We start from the raw sequence: 13763 nt of genomic DNA, 5'->3' as shown, positions 1-13763 counted from the left end.
TTTAATTTCATTATATTGAAATTATGAAAAAGACTGACGCCATAGCCGCGCTCGCGGCGCTTGCCCATTCCGCCCGACTGGATGTGTTCCGTCTGCTCGTTGCTTCGGCATCGCCGCGTGACGGTGAGGGGGGGCTGACGCCTGGCCTGATGGCCGAAAAATTGGGCCTGCCCGCACCGACGCTGTCCTTCCATCTGAAGGAGTTGTCGCGCGCCGGACTGGTAACGTACGAACGGCGTGGGCGATCATTGATCTACTCGCCTTGCGTTGCCGCACTGGAAGCGTTGGCCGGATTTCTTCTCGACGATTGTTGCAAGGGCGTGGCCGCTCAGGGCGCCCCAACCGAAACCAAGGAGACCTGTTTATGAAACGCCTGCATGTCAGTTTCAATGTCCGCGATCTCGATGCGTCTATCCGCTTTTATTCCAAGCTGTTTGACAGTGAGCCGACCCTGGTTCGTAAGGATTATGCCAAATGGCTGTTGGACGATCCGCGCATGAATTTCGTGATCGAAAGCGGTGACGGGCCGGTCGGTTTCAGTCATGCGGGTCTGCAGTCCGACAGCAGTGACGAATTGCATGATGTCTTTGAGCGCATGAAATCGGCGGAAGCGCCCTATCTCCCGGAAGGCGTGACAACCTGCTGCTATCACAAGTCCGAGAAGAGTTGGACGTCCGACCCTGATGGCGTGATGTGGGAAGCATTTCACACCCAACACCGGACTGAAGAGCGCGGGGAAGTTTCACAATTTCTGCCGCAGGAACGCTGACTGCCTTCGATCTGCATTCGGTCTGCAAAGCGTGCTGAAACCCGCTTGACCGGGCCGCGCTCTGCCCATAAACAACGCACCTCGCTTCGGCGAGACGCCTCAAGCGGGTGTAGCTCAGTTGGTTAGAGCGCCGGCCTGTCACGCCGGAGGTCGCGGGTTCGAGTCCCGTCACTCGCGCCATTTCCCACAATGGAAATGACGCAAAACAAAACGGTCGCCCTTCGGGGCGACCGTTTGCGTTTGGGGCCTGCGCAATGCGCCTATTCCGCAGCGACCGGCTCGGCGAGGTCGAGACGGGTCTCGGTGTCAGCAATCAGATTGCGGTCATCGATCTGCCAAGGGTGAAAACCAGGCTGGAAATAGGCCAGCCAGGCCGGCAGGACACGGCGCAGGATGCCTGGTCGTCCCCACAGATACCAGGCGAGACGCGCGCGCGCGCGAACGCCCTTGATACCGTCCTGGGCCAGCAGGTCGAGACTCTCCCGCCAGCGCTTGACAATGAAGTCGCGGGAGACCCGTGCAAAGACCGCGCAGCGGATAGCCCAGCGTTTGATCGGCTTCACCTCACGCATGACATGGGCATAGGTGTCGAAGGCGACACTCTTGTGCTCGATCTCCTCGATCGCATGCCACAGCCACATGCGCTGCGATTCGCGGTCGGTATCGGCGTAGAGGGTGCGGTCTTTCAAGGCGAGGTGGGCGAAGATGGCCGTGAAATGCTCCAGCGAGACCGTGATGCTCAGCTGGGCGACCGGATGGCCTTCGCGGGCCTGGGCCAGGCTCTCCTCGACGGTCTTGAGGGCACGGCTGACATCATAGCCGTCGGCGATGACACGCGCGTTGAAGGCGTTGTGCTCGCGGGTGTGGAAGGCCTCCTGACGGGCGAAGTCCTTGATCTGTGCGGCCAGTTCCGGCGGCACGTCCTTCTGGAAACGACGCACGCTCTCGATGAAGAAGGTTTCGCCGGCCGGGAAAGTGACGGAGAGGGCATTGTGCCAGGCCGTGGCAAAGGCGTTGCCGCCCATCCACCAACGGACCCGTCCGGGCGTGTCCTCAAACCGGCGATTGCGCGGGGTGATGACCAGGTCGGCAGGCGTTGCTGTACGGGCCATTGCAAGTCTCCAATCACGTTACCACCAGCAGGTGAACACCGTTCACATTCTGCGTGAGTTCCCGGCCATGTCAATCAAACGGCCATGCTGCGCTTGCGAAATGATTTGCCATGGCCGGCGAAACATGGGACATGGCCCTCACGACCTGCCGCGTGTAGGCAGCCCTGTGGCTGCGAACGGCAGGCGTTGGCGAGACAGTCCGTCGGTGATCCGGCGCGTATTGATCATTGCCACCGCGGTGCTAGGTCCGGCGCCAGTCAATTGGCAGCTGATCTACGCAAGCTTCCGCAACGCAAAACCCCAAGGATCCGCCAAGCGATGTTTCGCGGCAGGATTTCCAAGAAAGATATTGATTTTTGACCCAGTTTACTGATCTCGGCCTGGCCGAGCCCATTCTCCGCGCCCTGTCCGATGAAGGCTATGAAACGCCGACCCCGATCCAGTGCGAAGTGATTCCCGCGATGATCGACGGACGTGACGTCCTCGGCATCGCCCAGACGGGTACCGGCAAGACCGCCGCCTTCACCCTGCCGATCCTGAATCGGCTCCATACCGAAAATCTTCGGACGCAGCCGAAGACCTGCAGCGCCCTGATTCTGTCGCCGACCCGCGAGCTGTCCGCCCAGATCCTCGAGAATGTCCGCGCCTATGGTCGTCACATGCGTGTCACCTCGACGCTTGTCGTTGGCGGTGTGAAGCCGGGACCGCAGATCCGGGCCCTGTCCAAGGGTGTTGATGTGCTGGTGGCCACGCCAGGCCGTTTGCTCGACCTGATGGAATCCGGTGCCATTCGCCTGAACCAGACCTCGACGCTGATCCTTGATGAAGCCGACCAGATGCTCGATCTCGGCTTTTTCCCGGCGATCCGCAAGATTGTCGGCTTCCTGCCGAAAAAGCGCCAGACCGCATTCCTCTCAGCGACCATGCCCAAGCCGATCCGGGCGCTGGCGCACGAGATGCTGGATGATCCGAAACAGGTTTCCGTCGCCCCGGAATCGCGCCCGATCGAGCGGATTGAACAATCGGTCGTCCTGCTGCCGAAGGAGTCCAAGAAGGACCTCCTGCTCGAACTGATGTCGGATCGTGCCGTCGAGCGGGCCATTGTCTTCTCGCGCACCAAGCACGGTGCCGACAAGATCAACCGCCATCTGGTCGATTACGGCCTCAAATCGGCCGCCATCCATGGCAACAAGTCCCAGGCCCAGCGCATCAAGGCGCTCGATGGTTTCAAGACGGGGGCGGTGAAAATCCTGGTCGCGACCGACATCGCCGCCCGCGGCATCGACGTCGACAATGTCTCGCACGTCGTCAATCACGACCTGCCCAACATTCCCGAAGCCTATGTCCACCGGATCGGCCGGACGGCACGGGCCGGCAAGTCCGGAGTCGCGGTCTCGATGTGCGAACCGGGTGAGTACGAATATCTGCGCGATATCGAACGCCTGACCGGGCTCGATATCGAGCGTGTCTATCTGGGCGATGAGGACAAGTTTCTCGCCGAAGCCAAGAAGGCGACGCCGGCGGCTTCGCAGAAGAAGCAACAGCGTCCGGCCCGCAAGAAGCCCTTTACCGGTGGCTCACGGCCGCAGGGACAGGGTAATGGCCAACGCCAGGGTGGCGGCAATCGTGGTGGTGGATCAGGCCAGCCCGGTGGCGGTCAGTCCGGCGGCGGTGCCAAACGGCCGCGTCGTCGCAACCGTTCGGGCGCCCGCACGCCGGCCTGATCCAGCGCCCGGTATCAGGCGTCAGCCGCCCGTCCCGGCTTCGGCCGGGGCGCTGGCGGCGGCGGGCACCTCATAGGTAAAGTTCGCATCGCCCGGCCCCAGCGGTAGGTCGAAGGCAAACCAGACGAAAATCATGGCCAGGGACGACACCAGGATGGCCATGGAATAGGGCAGCATGACCGCGATCAGGCTGCCGAGACCGAATTCCGGCACATAGCGCTGGCAGAAGATCAGGATCAGCGGCAGATAGGGCATCAGCGGCGTGATGATATTGGTCGCCTGGTCCCCCATCCGGTAAGCGAGTGTCGAGCCTTCCGGTGAAATGCCCAGCAACATCAGCATCGGCACGAAGACCGGTGCCAGAAGCGCCCATTTCGCCGATGCCGAACCCATGAAGAGGTTCAGGACGGCCACCAGCAACACCATGCCCACAATCAATAACGGGGCCGGCAGGTTCAGCGCTTGCAGGCCTTCAGCGCCCGAGATCGCGATCACGGTGTCAATTTCCGACGCACCGAACAGGAAGATGAAGTGCGCCATGGCGAAGGCGAGGATGATGTAGCCGCCCATGTCGGCCATCGATTTCGTGCCGAGTTGCACGACGTCCTTGTCGGACTTCACATTGCCGACCGCGATCCCGTAAAGCGTGCCCGAGACCAGAAAGGCAATCATCAGTATGGCGACGATCGACCGGAAGAAGGGCCCGAGCCCGCCATTGGCGTCGCGCAGGATCCCGCCGGCCGGCACGGTCAGGAAGAGTACGATCACCGTCATGACGAGCAGTGAGAGGCCGGCCCAGGCAAGCCCCTTGCGCTCATTGGCGCTGAGCGAGCCATCGCCTTCCGGGGCGGCGAAATCTGCAGGGCGCTGCCATTCGCCCAGTCGAGGTTCGACCACATAGTTGTTCACCAGCGTGCCGACGAGCACCAGCAGCGGCGTGAGGGCGAAGGTGAAGTAATAATTGTCCAGATTGTTCAGCGTCCAGCCGGGTTCGATTGTCTGGGCGGCGGTCTGGGTAATGCCAAAGAGGAGGGGTTCGAGCGAGGTCACCACCAGATTGGCCGAGAAACCGGCCGAGACACCGGCGAAGACCGCCGCGATACCGGCAATCGGATGGCGTCCGGCGGCAGCAAAAACGACGGCACCCAGCGGCACCATGACGATATAGCCGGAATCAACCGCCAGATTGCCCATTACGCCGGCAAAGACGAGAACGGGCGTGAGCAGGGAACGTGGCGCACTGGAGACCATCACCCGCATGCCGGCCGAAAGCAGGCCGGTTTTCTCGGCGATGCCGGCGCCGATCATCACGACCAGGACCATGCCGAGTGGGGCGAAGCCGGTCAGCACGGCCGGCATGCCAACCAGCAGGGTCTGCAGCTGGCTTCCGGTTAGAAGGTTGATCACCGAGATCGATTCCCCGGTCACCGGATTCTCGACACCGGTACCGAGGGCCGACAGGCCAAGCGAGGCCAGCATGACCACGCCGATCAGGACCAGAAAGATCGTCACCGGGTCGGGCAGTTTATTGCCCGCCTTCTCGACCGAATTGAGAATGGCTGATCCGATGCTCATGGTGTCTCTCCCCCGTGATAAAGCAAGGCGAGTTTGGACGCATTTGATGTCGCGCGGCAATCCTCAACGCAGCATGTGACGGGAGTTATGCGTGATCACACGGCCTCTTGGCCGGTTTCCGGGGCGTTGGCAGACGGTATCGAAACCTCGCCCATGGCGTCATCACCGGCGGCGAGTGCAGCCAGGGCCGGTGAGAAAAACTGCCGTGAAATGAGCAGGCCGGCGACCAGCAGGGTGCCGCCAATCTGAGCCATTGGTCCCGCGATCCAGGCCAGATAGCCGATCGACAGGAAGAGGGCCCGCAAGCCGCGGTTGAATTGTCGTCCGGCGACCACATTCATGGCGCCGGCCCGGTAGGCGCCGCGCAGGGCCTCGGCCGTGGTGTCTTGGTCGCGCGGCACGTCCGGTGTCGCGCCGAGCAGCATGGCGGAATAATTCACCAGCCGGTAGGCCCAGCCGAATTTGAAGAAGGCATAGGCGTAGATCACCAAAAGGCCCAGTGACATGACTTCCCACTGGATACGGGAGGTGGTGTCGAGGAAGGGCACATCGCCGACCGCCGACATGACCGGGTCGAGGGCCGTGATCAGCGTGAAACCGGCGCCGATCCCCAGAAGCGCCGTTGAGGCAAAGAAGGCGATGCCGTTCTGCAGCCCGGCGATGATCTGGCTGTCCATGATGCGGACCGAGCGGGCGGCCATGTTCATCATCCATTGCTTGCGATGTTCATCCATCCGCCGCGACAGGGTGTGTTTGGCCAGCGGGCTGTGGTCGACCAGCCAGGAAAAACCGAGCGCGATCACCGCGAAACCGATGACTCCGTAATAGTTTTCCAGCATGGCCTGCCCTTTCGCCCTTTGGCGGCATGCAGCCATGGGTGAGCGCGGACTTCAAGCTGAAAGCGTCGCTGTGGCCGCGATCCGGCGACCTGGCAGGGGACAGGCCCCGGTTCAGTCCCGCTGGTATTGTCGGTCTGAACAGGTGAAACCTGACGCATGCAGACACAAACCACCGATCCGGCCCGTCATATCTGGTTTCTGCGCGCGACCTGGCCACCGCTGGTGTTGGCAGTGTGCTGTGCGCTGTTGTCACTGGTGCATGCGCAGTTGTGGTGGGGGCTGGTCTGTCTCGGTGGGGCAAGCCTGTTGTGTTTCGACAGTGTGGCCCGTCATCGCGAGTTTCGGGCGCTGCGGCATTCTGTCCGGGTGGCCAAGGGCCTGACCGGCGAAGCGCTGGCGCGGTTCCGGGCGGCGCGATCGACCTGGTGTTCGCGCCGGGCTGCGATCGCTGCGGCGCATGCCGAGGGGTTTGGTGCCGATGCCCGCGCCCTGGTCGATGGCTGGGGGTACAAGCCCTGGCACGTCTTTCCCGATCGGGCGTTCACCTTCGGATCGCCCTTCTTCAAGCCGGCCTTCTGGCAATCCGTGCTCGGTCTGAGGCGGTGAGGGCGATGTCGTCACGCAATGACTGAAATGAGTAGTTGAAAATCATTCTCATCTAGGCTTCCCTATCCGTCGACCCTGACGCAGGCAACTGATGTCAGGCGGTCTTTAGCCCTTGCTCCGAGCGTCCACGCGCTCTAGCTTCCGCGCCAAATCGGGCAGGGGGCCTGATTGGCGTTGGCGATTCGCTTGAAGCGTGTCTTGCCAGCCAATCCGCGGTCTCCCATACCCTACCGGACGCTCTTCAAGGCGAGGCTTGGCGATGGACGCATTGCTTCTGGAATACCTGCCCATCCTGATCTTTTTCGCGATCGCTGCGGCGATCGGGATCGGGTTCATGGTCGCCGCTTTCGTGATCGCGCCGTCGCGGCCTGATCCGGAAAAAGTGTCGACCTATGAGTGCGGGTTCAACGCCTTTGACGACGCCCGGATGAAGTTCGATGTGCGATTCTACCTCGTCGCCATTCTCTTCATCATCTTCGATCTCGAGGTCGCCTTCCTCTTTCCCTGGGCGGTGACCCTTCGCGAGCATCTCGGCCCGTTCGAATTCTGGTCGATGATGGTCTTCCTCACCGTTCTGACCATCGGCTTCGTTTACGAGCTGAGAAAAGGCGCGCTGGATTGGGAGTAGTCCAAAAATGGCATCTGATCTGACACCTCATGCCGGCATGGCCGGACGCGCGACCGTTCCCGGCTATGACCCGAAAAAGCACGACCCGTTCTTTGACGGCGTCAGCGATGCGCTGGCCGACAAGGGTTTCGTGGTTGCGGCCGCCGATGATCTCGTCACCTGGGCCCGTACCGGCTCGCTGATGTGGATGACCTTTGGTCTGGCCTGCTGCGCCGTGGAAATGATGCAGGCCTCGATGCCGCGTTATGACGTCGAGCGCTTCGGCTTTGCGCCGCGCGCCTCCCCGCGCCAGTCGGACGTGATGATTGTCGCCGGTACATTGACCAACAAGATGGCGCCGGCCCTGCGCAAGGTCTACGACCAGATGCCCGAGCCGCGTTACGTCATCTCGATGGGCTCGTGCGCCAATGGCGGCGGCTATTATCACTACTCATACTCGGTCGTGCGTGGCTGCGACCGGATCGTTCCGGTGGATATCTATGTACCGGGCTGCCCGCCGACCGCGGAAGCCCTGGTTTATGGCATTTTGCAATTGCAAAAGAAGATCCGCCGCGAAGGCTCGATCGAGCGCTAGGAGAGAGCGGGAAATGAGCGAAGCCCTCAAACTTCTCGGCGAGCACGTTGCCAACGCCCAGGATGCCGCCGTCACCGGTTGGTCGATCGCCAATGGTGAGTTGACGGTCGAGATCCATCGTGACCGGATCGAAAGCGTGCTGACCTGGCTGCGTGATGATCCGGCCTGCCGGTTCACGACGCTGATCGACATTTGCGGGGTCGACTATCCGCAGCGCGCCGAGCGCTTCGAGGTCGTCTATCACCTGCTCTCGATGCACCAGAATCACCGCATCCGCGTGAAACTGTCGACGGATGAGGAAACCCCGGTCCCGACCGTTATCCCGGTCTATCCGGTGGCCGACTGGTTCGAGCGCGAAGCCTTTGACATGTATGGCATCGTCTTCGCCGACCATCCGGACCTGCGCCGCCTGCTGACCGATTACGGCTTTGAGGGCCATCCGCTGCGCAAGGACTTCCCGCTCACCGGTTATGTCGAAGTGCGCTGGGATGAAGAGCAAAAACGGGTCGTCTACGAGCCGGTCGAGCTGGTCCAGGAATATCGCGACTTTGATTTCATGAGCCCGTGGGAAGGTGCCAAATACATCATCCCGGGTGATGAGAAGGCCCAAGACGGCCAGAAGGGTGGCTGAGCATGGCTGATGACATGATCGAAACCGGCAAGTCCGAACGCAATTTCACGATCAATTTCGGCCCGCAGCACCCGGCTGCGCACGGCGTGCTGCGCCTGGTGCTGGAGCTGGATGGCGAGGTTGTCGAGCGCGTTGATCCGCATATCGGCCTTCTGCACCGTGGCACCGAGAAACTGCTCGAGCACAAGACCTATCTCCAGGGCATCGGCTATTTCGACCGTCTCGACTATGTCGCGCCGATGAACCAGGAGCACGCCTTCTGCATGGCCGCTGAAAAGCTGGCCGGCATTACCGTGCCCAAGCGCGGCGAATATGTCCGCGTGCTCTATTGCGAGATCGGCCGGGTGCTGAACCACCTCTTGAACGTGACCACGCAGGCCATGGATGTTGGCGCGCTGACGCCGCCGCTCTGGGGTTTTGAAGAGCGCGAAAAGCTGATGGTGTTCTATGAGCGCGCTTCCGGTTCGCGCATGCATGCCCATTATTTCCGGCCGGGCGGGGTCCATCAGGACTTGCCGATGAAGCTGGTCGAGGACATTCGCGCCTGGTGTGACCAATTCCCGGCCAAGCTGGACGATATCGACAGCCTTCTGACCGAAAACCGCATCTTCAAACAGCGCAATGTCGATATCGGCGTTGTGACCAAGGAAGACGTGCTGGCCTGGGGCTTCTCCGGTGTCATGGTGCGCGGTTCGGGCCTGGCTTGGGACCTGCGCCGCTCGCAGCCCTATTCGGTCTATGACGAGCTGAAATTCGACATTCCGGTCGGCAAGAATGGCGACTGCTATGATCGTTACCTCTGCCGCATGGAAGAGATGCGCGAGAGCGTGAAAATCATGATCCAGTGCTGCGACTGGCTCATGAAGGACGAGAATGCGGGCGAGGTGCTGGCCACCGACTCGAAATTCTCGCCGCCGCGCCGGGCCGAGATGAAGCGCTCGATGGAAGCGCTGATCCAGCACTTCAAACTGTACACCGAGGGTGTGCGGGTGGAAGAGGGCGAGGTCTATGTTGCCGTCGAGGCGCCCAAGGGCGAATTTGGCGTCTATCTGGTCTCGGATGGCTCGAACAAGCCTTACCGCCTGAAGATCCGCGCACCGGGCTTCGCCCACCTCGCGGCGATGGATTACATGAGCAAGGGCCACATGCTGGCCGACGTGTCCGCGATCATCGGCTCGCTGGATGTCGTGTTCGGGGAGATCGACCGATGAGCGTTCGTCGTCTCGCAAAAGAGCAGCCGGAAAGCTTTGCCTTCAACAAGAAGAGCGAAGCCGAGATCAAGTTCTGGCTGGCCAAATATCCCGAAGCCAAGAAGGCCTCGGCGGTCATTCCCATGCTGTGGATCGCGCAAAAGCAGGAAGGCTGGGTGTCCGAACCCGCCATTCGCGAGATCGCGAACCGGCTGGAAATGCCCTATATCCGCGTCTACGAAGTCGCGACCTTCTACACCATGTTCAATCTCGAGCCGGTCGGGACGCACCTGATCCAGGTCTGCGGCACCACGCCCTGCATGCTGCGCGGTTCGGACGAGCTGATTGATGTGTGCAAGAAGCGCATCGGCAAGCCGCACGAGATTTCCGCCGACGGCAAGTTCACCTGGGTCGAGGTCGAGTGCATGGGCGCCTGCGCCAATGCCCCGATGATCCAGCTCGCCAACCCCGATGGCGACCATTACATTGAGGATCTGGACGGCGCCAAGCTGGAAGCCCTGATGGACGATCTGGCGGCCGGCAAGACGGTCAAGTACGGCCCGCAATCGGATCGCAATGCTTCCGAGCCGCACGGCACCAAGGTGCTGACGGATCCGTCGCTTTATGACGGCTCTCGCGCAAAGAAAATCAAGCTGCCGAATACGGCCAAGCCTGAAACCAGCAAGGCGGAGGGCTAACCCATGGCGACGCAACTCCTCCAGGACAAAGACCGTATCTTCACCAACCTGTTCGGGCATCATGATGCCGGGCTGGACGGTGCCAAGCAGCGCGGCTGCTGGAACGGGACCAAGGAAATCCTCGAACAGGGTCGTGACTGGATCATCGACCAGATGAAAGCCTCCGGCCTGCGCGGCCGTGGTGGCGCCGGTTTCCCGACCGGTCTGAAATGGTCCTTCATGCCCAAGGAAGTGGGCGCCCGCCCGCATTATCTCGTCGTCAATGCCGACGAATCCGAGCCGGGCACCTGCAAGGACCGCGAGATCATGCGGCATGATCCGCACCTTCTCATCGAAGGCTGCCTGATCGCCTCATTCTCGATGCAGGCCCATGCCTGCTACATCTATCTGCGCGGTGAATATGTCACCGAGCGCCTGGCCATGGAGAAAGCCGTCAAGGAGGCCTATGAGGCCAAGCTGATCGGCGATGACAATATTCATGGCTGGCCCTTCCACGTCTATATCCATCACGGCGCCGGCGCCTATATCTGCGGCGAAGAGACGGCCCTGCTGGAAAGCCTGGAAGGCAAGAAGGGGCAACCGCGCCTCAAGCCGCCATTCCCGGCCAATGCCGGCCTCTATGGCTGCCCGACCACGGTCAATAATGTCGAATCGATCGCCGTTGCCGGCACCATTTTGCGCCGCGGCGCCGACTGGTTCGCCAGCTTCGGTCGCGAGCGCAATGTCGGCACCAAGATCTTCTCGATCTCCGGCCATGTGAACAATCCGTGCAATGTCGAAGAAGCCATGTCGATCCCGATGAAGACCCTCATCGAGACGCATGCCGGCGGTGTGCGCGGTGGCTGGGATAATCTGAAAGCCGTCATTCCCGGCGGCTCCTCGGTCTCGCTCCTGCCGAAAGACATTTGCGACGACGTGCTGATGGATTTCGACGCGCTTTCCGCGCACAAATCGGGGCTGGGCACCGCCGCCGTCATCGTCATGGACAAGTCCACCGACGTGGTGAAGGCGATCGCCCGAATCTCCTATTTCTACCGCCATGAAAGCTGCGGCCAGTGCACGCCGTGCCGCGAAGGCACCGGCTGGATGTGGCGCGTCTTGACCCGCATGGCGGCCGGGGAGTCGACGATTGAAGAGATCGACATGCTGCTGGACGTCGCCGGTCAGGTCGAAGGTCACACGATCTGCGCCCTGGGTGACGCGGCCGCCTGGCCGGTCCAGGGCCTGATCCGCCATTTCCGGTCCGAGATCGAGGACCGCATCAACAATTACCGCGCTGGCAAGCCTGTCTTTGTCAGCCAGGTCGCGGCCGAGTAGGGGCATCATCCGATGAGCGAAGATCTCCGCAAAATCATTATCGACGGCGAGGAAATCGAGGTTCCGACTTCCTATACGCTGTTGCAGGCGGCTGAAGCGGCTGGCCGGGAAATCCCGCGCTTTTGCTATCACGAGCGCCTTTCGGTCGCCGGTAATTGCCGGATGTGCCTGGTCGAGCTCGTCGGCGCGCCGAAACCGGCGGCCTCCTGTGCGATGAATGTGCGTGACATGCGCGGCGGGCCGAATGGCGAGCCGCCGGCGATGAATACGCTGTCGCCGCTGGTCAAGAAGGCCCGTGAAGGGGTGATGGAATTCCTGCTCATCAACCACCCGCTCGATTGCCCGATCTGCGACCAGGGCGGGGAATGCGACCTGCAGGACCAGTCGCTTGTCTATGGCCGTACCGGTTCCCGTTTCCCGGAGAACAAGCGCGCGGTTGAAGACAAGGAAATGGGTCCGATCATCGCCACGGAGATGACGCGCTGCATCCAGTGCACGCGCTGCGTCCGTTTCGTGACCGAAGTCGCCGGTTCGCCCGAGATCGGCATGATCGGTCGCGGCGAGGATGCCGAAATCACCACCTATCTGGAAAGCGCTGTGACGTCGGAGCTTTCGGGCAATGTCATTGATCTTTGCCCGGTCGGCGCGTTGACCTCCAAGCCTTATGCCTTCAATGCCCGCCCGTGGGAGCTGACAAAGACCGAGACCATTGATGTGATGGACGCGCTCGGCTCGAATATCCGTGTCGATGCGCGCGGCTCCGCCGTGCTGCGCATTCTGCCGCGTGTCCATGAGGGCGTGAATGAGGAATGGATTTCCGACAAGACGCGCTACGCCTGGGAGGGCCTTGGCCGTCAGCGTCTCGACAAGGCTTATGTCCGCGAGAACGGCAAGCTGCGTCCGGCCGACTGGCCTGAAGCGCTGACAATCGCGGCTGAGAAGCTGGGCGGTGACGCCTCCAAGATCGGCATGATCGCCGGCGATCTGTGCTCGGCCGAAGAGATGAAGGCCGCCAAGGATCTCGCCGATGCGCTTGGTGTTACCTCGGTTGATTGCCGCCAGGATGGCGCGAAAGTTGGAGGCGGTGCGCGTGAGGATTATCTCTTCAACGCGACCATTGCCGGGATCGAGGAGGCCGATGCCATCCTCATCATCGGCGCCAATCCGCGTACCGAGGCTGCCGTCCTCAATGCCCGCATCCGCAAGACCTGGCTGCACAATGACACAAAGGTCGGGCTGATCGGTGAAGCGGTCGATCTGACCTACCCCTATGAGCATGTCGGCACCTCGGCCGCTATTCTCGCCGGTCTCAAGAAAAAGCGCTCCGGCTTCATCAAGACGCTCAAGGACGCCAAGCGTCCGCTCATCCTGGTTGGTTCCGGCGCCCTGACGCGCGCCGATGGCGCCCAGGTGCTGCGCGCCGCCGGTGAACTGGCCGATGCGGTCGGGGCTGTCAGCGCCGAGTGGAATGGCCTGTCCATCCTGCACACGGCGGCCAGCCGCGTTGCCGGTCTCGATCTCGGCTTTGTGCCGGGCGAGGGCGGTCATGATGTCGCCGGCATGCAGTCCAATCCGCTCGACACGGTTGTCCTGATGGGCGCTGACGAGCTGGACTTGGCTCAGTTTGGCGATGCCTTCGTGATCTATGTCGGCAGTCATGGTGATGCCGGCGCGCACCGCGCCGATCTCATTCTGCCGAGTGCCGCCTGGACCGAGCAGGACGGCCTGTTTGCCAATACCGAAGGTCGCGTGCAGCTGGCCTATCGCGCGACCTTCCCGAAGGGCGACGCGAAAGAGGGTTGGGCGATCTTCCGGGCCCTGTCCGAGCGTCTGGGCAAGACGCTGCCCTATAACAACCTCACCGAATTGCGCCACAAACTGTTCGAGGATGTTCCCGTCCTGGCGGGAATCGATCACGCACCGGGTGCAAGTGAGGGGTATGACGCGAAGGCGGCCGGTGCGGCCGGTGATGTCGAGGCGACAGATTTCGTCCCGGCCGTGCGGAATTTCTACTTCACCAACCCGATCGTACGGGCCTCCGAGACGCTGGCGGAATGTTCCGCCCTCGCATCCGGTCCGGCCCAGATGGCTGCGGAGTAA

Annotated in this window: 14 protein-coding genes and 1 tRNA gene; 12 read left to right on the top strand and 3 right to left on the bottom strand. The window is 61.8% G+C overall.

Annotated elements, in window-relative coordinates:
- The first annotated feature begins 23 nt into the window (after positions 1-23).
- From C7435_RS04770 to C7435_RS04760, 3 genes are all read left to right on the top strand, one after another.
- Positions 24-368 carry an ArsR/SmtB family transcription factor gene (locus tag C7435_RS04770; protein ID WP_075190710.1) on the top strand — a complete coding sequence of 115 codons (345 nt, stop codon included), beginning with the start codon at positions 24-26 and terminating at the stop codon, positions 366-368.
- Positions 365-769 (top strand): VOC family protein, encoded by a 405-nt coding sequence (locus C7435_RS04765; RefSeq protein ID WP_121210240.1) that lies wholly within the window; start codon positions 365-367, stop codon positions 767-769. The genes C7435_RS04770 and C7435_RS04765 overlap by 4 nt, the downstream gene beginning before the upstream one ends.
- A gap of 103 nt (positions 770-872) precedes the next feature.
- Positions 873-949, top strand: a tRNA-Asp gene (locus tag C7435_RS04760).
- A gap of 80 nt (positions 950-1029) precedes the next feature.
- Here C7435_RS04760 and C7435_RS04755 read toward each other — a convergent pair.
- Positions 1030-1881, bottom strand: a complete 852-nt coding sequence (locus tag C7435_RS04755) for a metal-dependent hydrolase (RefSeq protein WP_121210239.1) — start codon at positions 1879-1881, stop codon at positions 1030-1032.
- 356 nt (positions 1882-2237) lie between these two features.
- Here C7435_RS04755 and C7435_RS04750 point away from each other — a divergent pair, with 356 nt between their 5' ends.
- Positions 2238-3605 carry a DEAD/DEAH box helicase gene (locus C7435_RS04750; protein WP_075190707.1) on the top strand — a complete coding sequence of 456 codons (1368 nt, stop codon included), beginning with the start codon at positions 2238-2240 and terminating at the stop codon, positions 3603-3605.
- Positions 3606-3626: 21 nt separating this feature from the next.
- On the opposite strand, the gene C7435_RS04745 is transcribed toward C7435_RS04750, so the two are convergent.
- Positions 3627-5180, bottom strand: coding sequence for an AbgT family transporter (locus tag C7435_RS04745; RefSeq protein WP_121210238.1), 1554 nt, complete (start codon positions 5178-5180; stop codon positions 3627-3629).
- A gap of 95 nt (positions 5181-5275) precedes the next feature.
- The gene (locus C7435_RS04740; RefSeq protein ID WP_075190705.1) at positions 5276-6019 is read right to left on the bottom strand and encodes a DUF599 domain-containing protein; all 744 of its coding nucleotides are present in this window, start codon (positions 6017-6019) and stop codon (positions 5276-5278) included.
- Positions 6020-6175: 156 nt separating this feature from the next.
- On the opposite strand from C7435_RS04740, the gene C7435_RS04735 reads away from it, so the two are divergent.
- The 8 genes from C7435_RS04735 to nuoG all read left to right on the top strand — a co-directional run bounded on the left by C7435_RS04735 (position 6176) and on the right by nuoG (position 13763).
- Positions 6176-6625: a hypothetical protein gene (locus C7435_RS04735; protein ID WP_075190704.1), complete on the top strand. Its 450-nt coding sequence runs from the start codon at positions 6176-6178 to the stop codon at positions 6623-6625.
- Between the two features lie 259 nt (positions 6626-6884).
- Positions 6885-7253 (top strand): NADH-quinone oxidoreductase subunit A, encoded by a 369-nt coding sequence (locus C7435_RS04730; RefSeq protein ID WP_075190703.1) that lies wholly within the window; start codon positions 6885-6887, stop codon positions 7251-7253.
- Between the two features lie 7 nt (positions 7254-7260).
- Positions 7261-7827, top strand: a complete 567-nt coding sequence (locus C7435_RS04725) for a NuoB/complex I 20 kDa subunit family protein (protein WP_011643295.1) — start codon at positions 7261-7263, stop codon at positions 7825-7827.
- Positions 7828-7840: 13 nt separating this feature from the next.
- Positions 7841-8458 carry an NADH-quinone oxidoreductase subunit C gene (locus C7435_RS04720; protein ID WP_121210237.1) on the top strand — a complete coding sequence of 206 codons (618 nt, stop codon included), beginning with the start codon at positions 7841-7843 and terminating at the stop codon, positions 8456-8458.
- A 2-nt stretch (positions 8459-8460) separates the two neighbouring features.
- Positions 8461-9669 carry an NADH-quinone oxidoreductase subunit D gene (locus tag C7435_RS04715; protein ID WP_198928888.1) on the top strand — a complete coding sequence of 403 codons (1209 nt, stop codon included), beginning with the start codon at positions 8461-8463 and terminating at the stop codon, positions 9667-9669.
- A complete protein-coding gene (gene nuoE / locus C7435_RS04710) occupies positions 9666-10346 on the top strand; it encodes an NADH-quinone oxidoreductase subunit NuoE (protein WP_121210236.1) in 681 nt (226 codons plus the stop codon). The genes C7435_RS04715 and nuoE overlap by 4 nt, the downstream gene beginning before the upstream one ends.
- A 3-nt stretch (positions 10347-10349) precedes the next feature.
- Positions 10350-11663 carry an NADH-quinone oxidoreductase subunit NuoF gene (gene nuoF / locus C7435_RS04705; protein WP_121210235.1) on the top strand — a complete coding sequence of 438 codons (1314 nt, stop codon included), beginning with the start codon at positions 10350-10352 and terminating at the stop codon, positions 11661-11663.
- Between the two features lie 12 nt (positions 11664-11675).
- Positions 11676-13763, top strand: a complete 2088-nt coding sequence (nuoG, locus tag C7435_RS04700) for an NADH-quinone oxidoreductase subunit NuoG (RefSeq protein WP_121210234.1) — start codon at positions 11676-11678, stop codon at positions 13761-13763.

The sequence above is a fragment of the Maricaulis maris genome (genome assembly GCF_003634045.1).
In the GTDB taxonomy this organism is placed as follows: domain Bacteria; phylum Pseudomonadota; class Alphaproteobacteria; order Caulobacterales; family Maricaulaceae; genus Maricaulis; species Maricaulis maris.
The sequence above is the reverse complement of the archived record's forward strand: the minus strand, read 5'-3'. Positions and strand labels throughout refer to the sequence as shown.

Coding starts and splice junctions, on each gene's coding strand:
- C7435_RS04770 (WP_075190710.1), top strand. CDS start 24: ATGAAAAAGACTGACGCCATAGCCGCGCTCGCGGCGCTTGCCCATTCC.
- C7435_RS04765 (WP_121210240.1), top strand. CDS start 365: ATGAAACGCCTGCATGTCAGTTTCAATGTCCGCGATCTCGATGCGTCT.
- C7435_RS04755 (WP_121210239.1), bottom strand. CDS start 1,881: ATGGCCCGTACAGCAACGCCTGCCGACCTGGTCATCACCCCGCGCAAT.
- C7435_RS04745 (WP_121210238.1), bottom strand. CDS start 5,180: ATGAGCATCGGATCAGCCATTCTCAATTCGGTCGAGAAGGCGGGCAAT.
- C7435_RS04740 (WP_075190705.1), bottom strand. CDS start 6,019: ATGCTGGAAAACTATTACGGAGTCATCGGTTTCGCGGTGATCGCGCTC.
- C7435_RS04735 (WP_075190704.1), top strand. CDS start 6,176: ATGCAGACACAAACCACCGATCCGGCCCGTCATATCTGGTTTCTGCGC.
- C7435_RS04730 (WP_075190703.1), top strand. CDS start 6,885: ATGGACGCATTGCTTCTGGAATACCTGCCCATCCTGATCTTTTTCGCG.
- C7435_RS04725 (WP_011643295.1), top strand. CDS start 7,261: ATGGCATCTGATCTGACACCTCATGCCGGCATGGCCGGACGCGCGACC.
- C7435_RS04720 (WP_121210237.1), top strand. CDS start 7,841: ATGAGCGAAGCCCTCAAACTTCTCGGCGAGCACGTTGCCAACGCCCAG.
- C7435_RS04715 (WP_198928888.1), top strand. CDS start 8,461: ATGGCTGATGACATGATCGAAACCGGCAAGTCCGAACGCAATTTCACG.
- nuoE (WP_121210236.1), top strand. CDS start 9,666: ATGAGCGTTCGTCGTCTCGCAAAAGAGCAGCCGGAAAGCTTTGCCTTC.
- nuoF (WP_121210235.1), top strand. CDS start 10,350: ATGGCGACGCAACTCCTCCAGGACAAAGACCGTATCTTCACCAACCTG.
- nuoG (WP_121210234.1), top strand. CDS start 11,676: ATGAGCGAAGATCTCCGCAAAATCATTATCGACGGCGAGGAAATCGAG.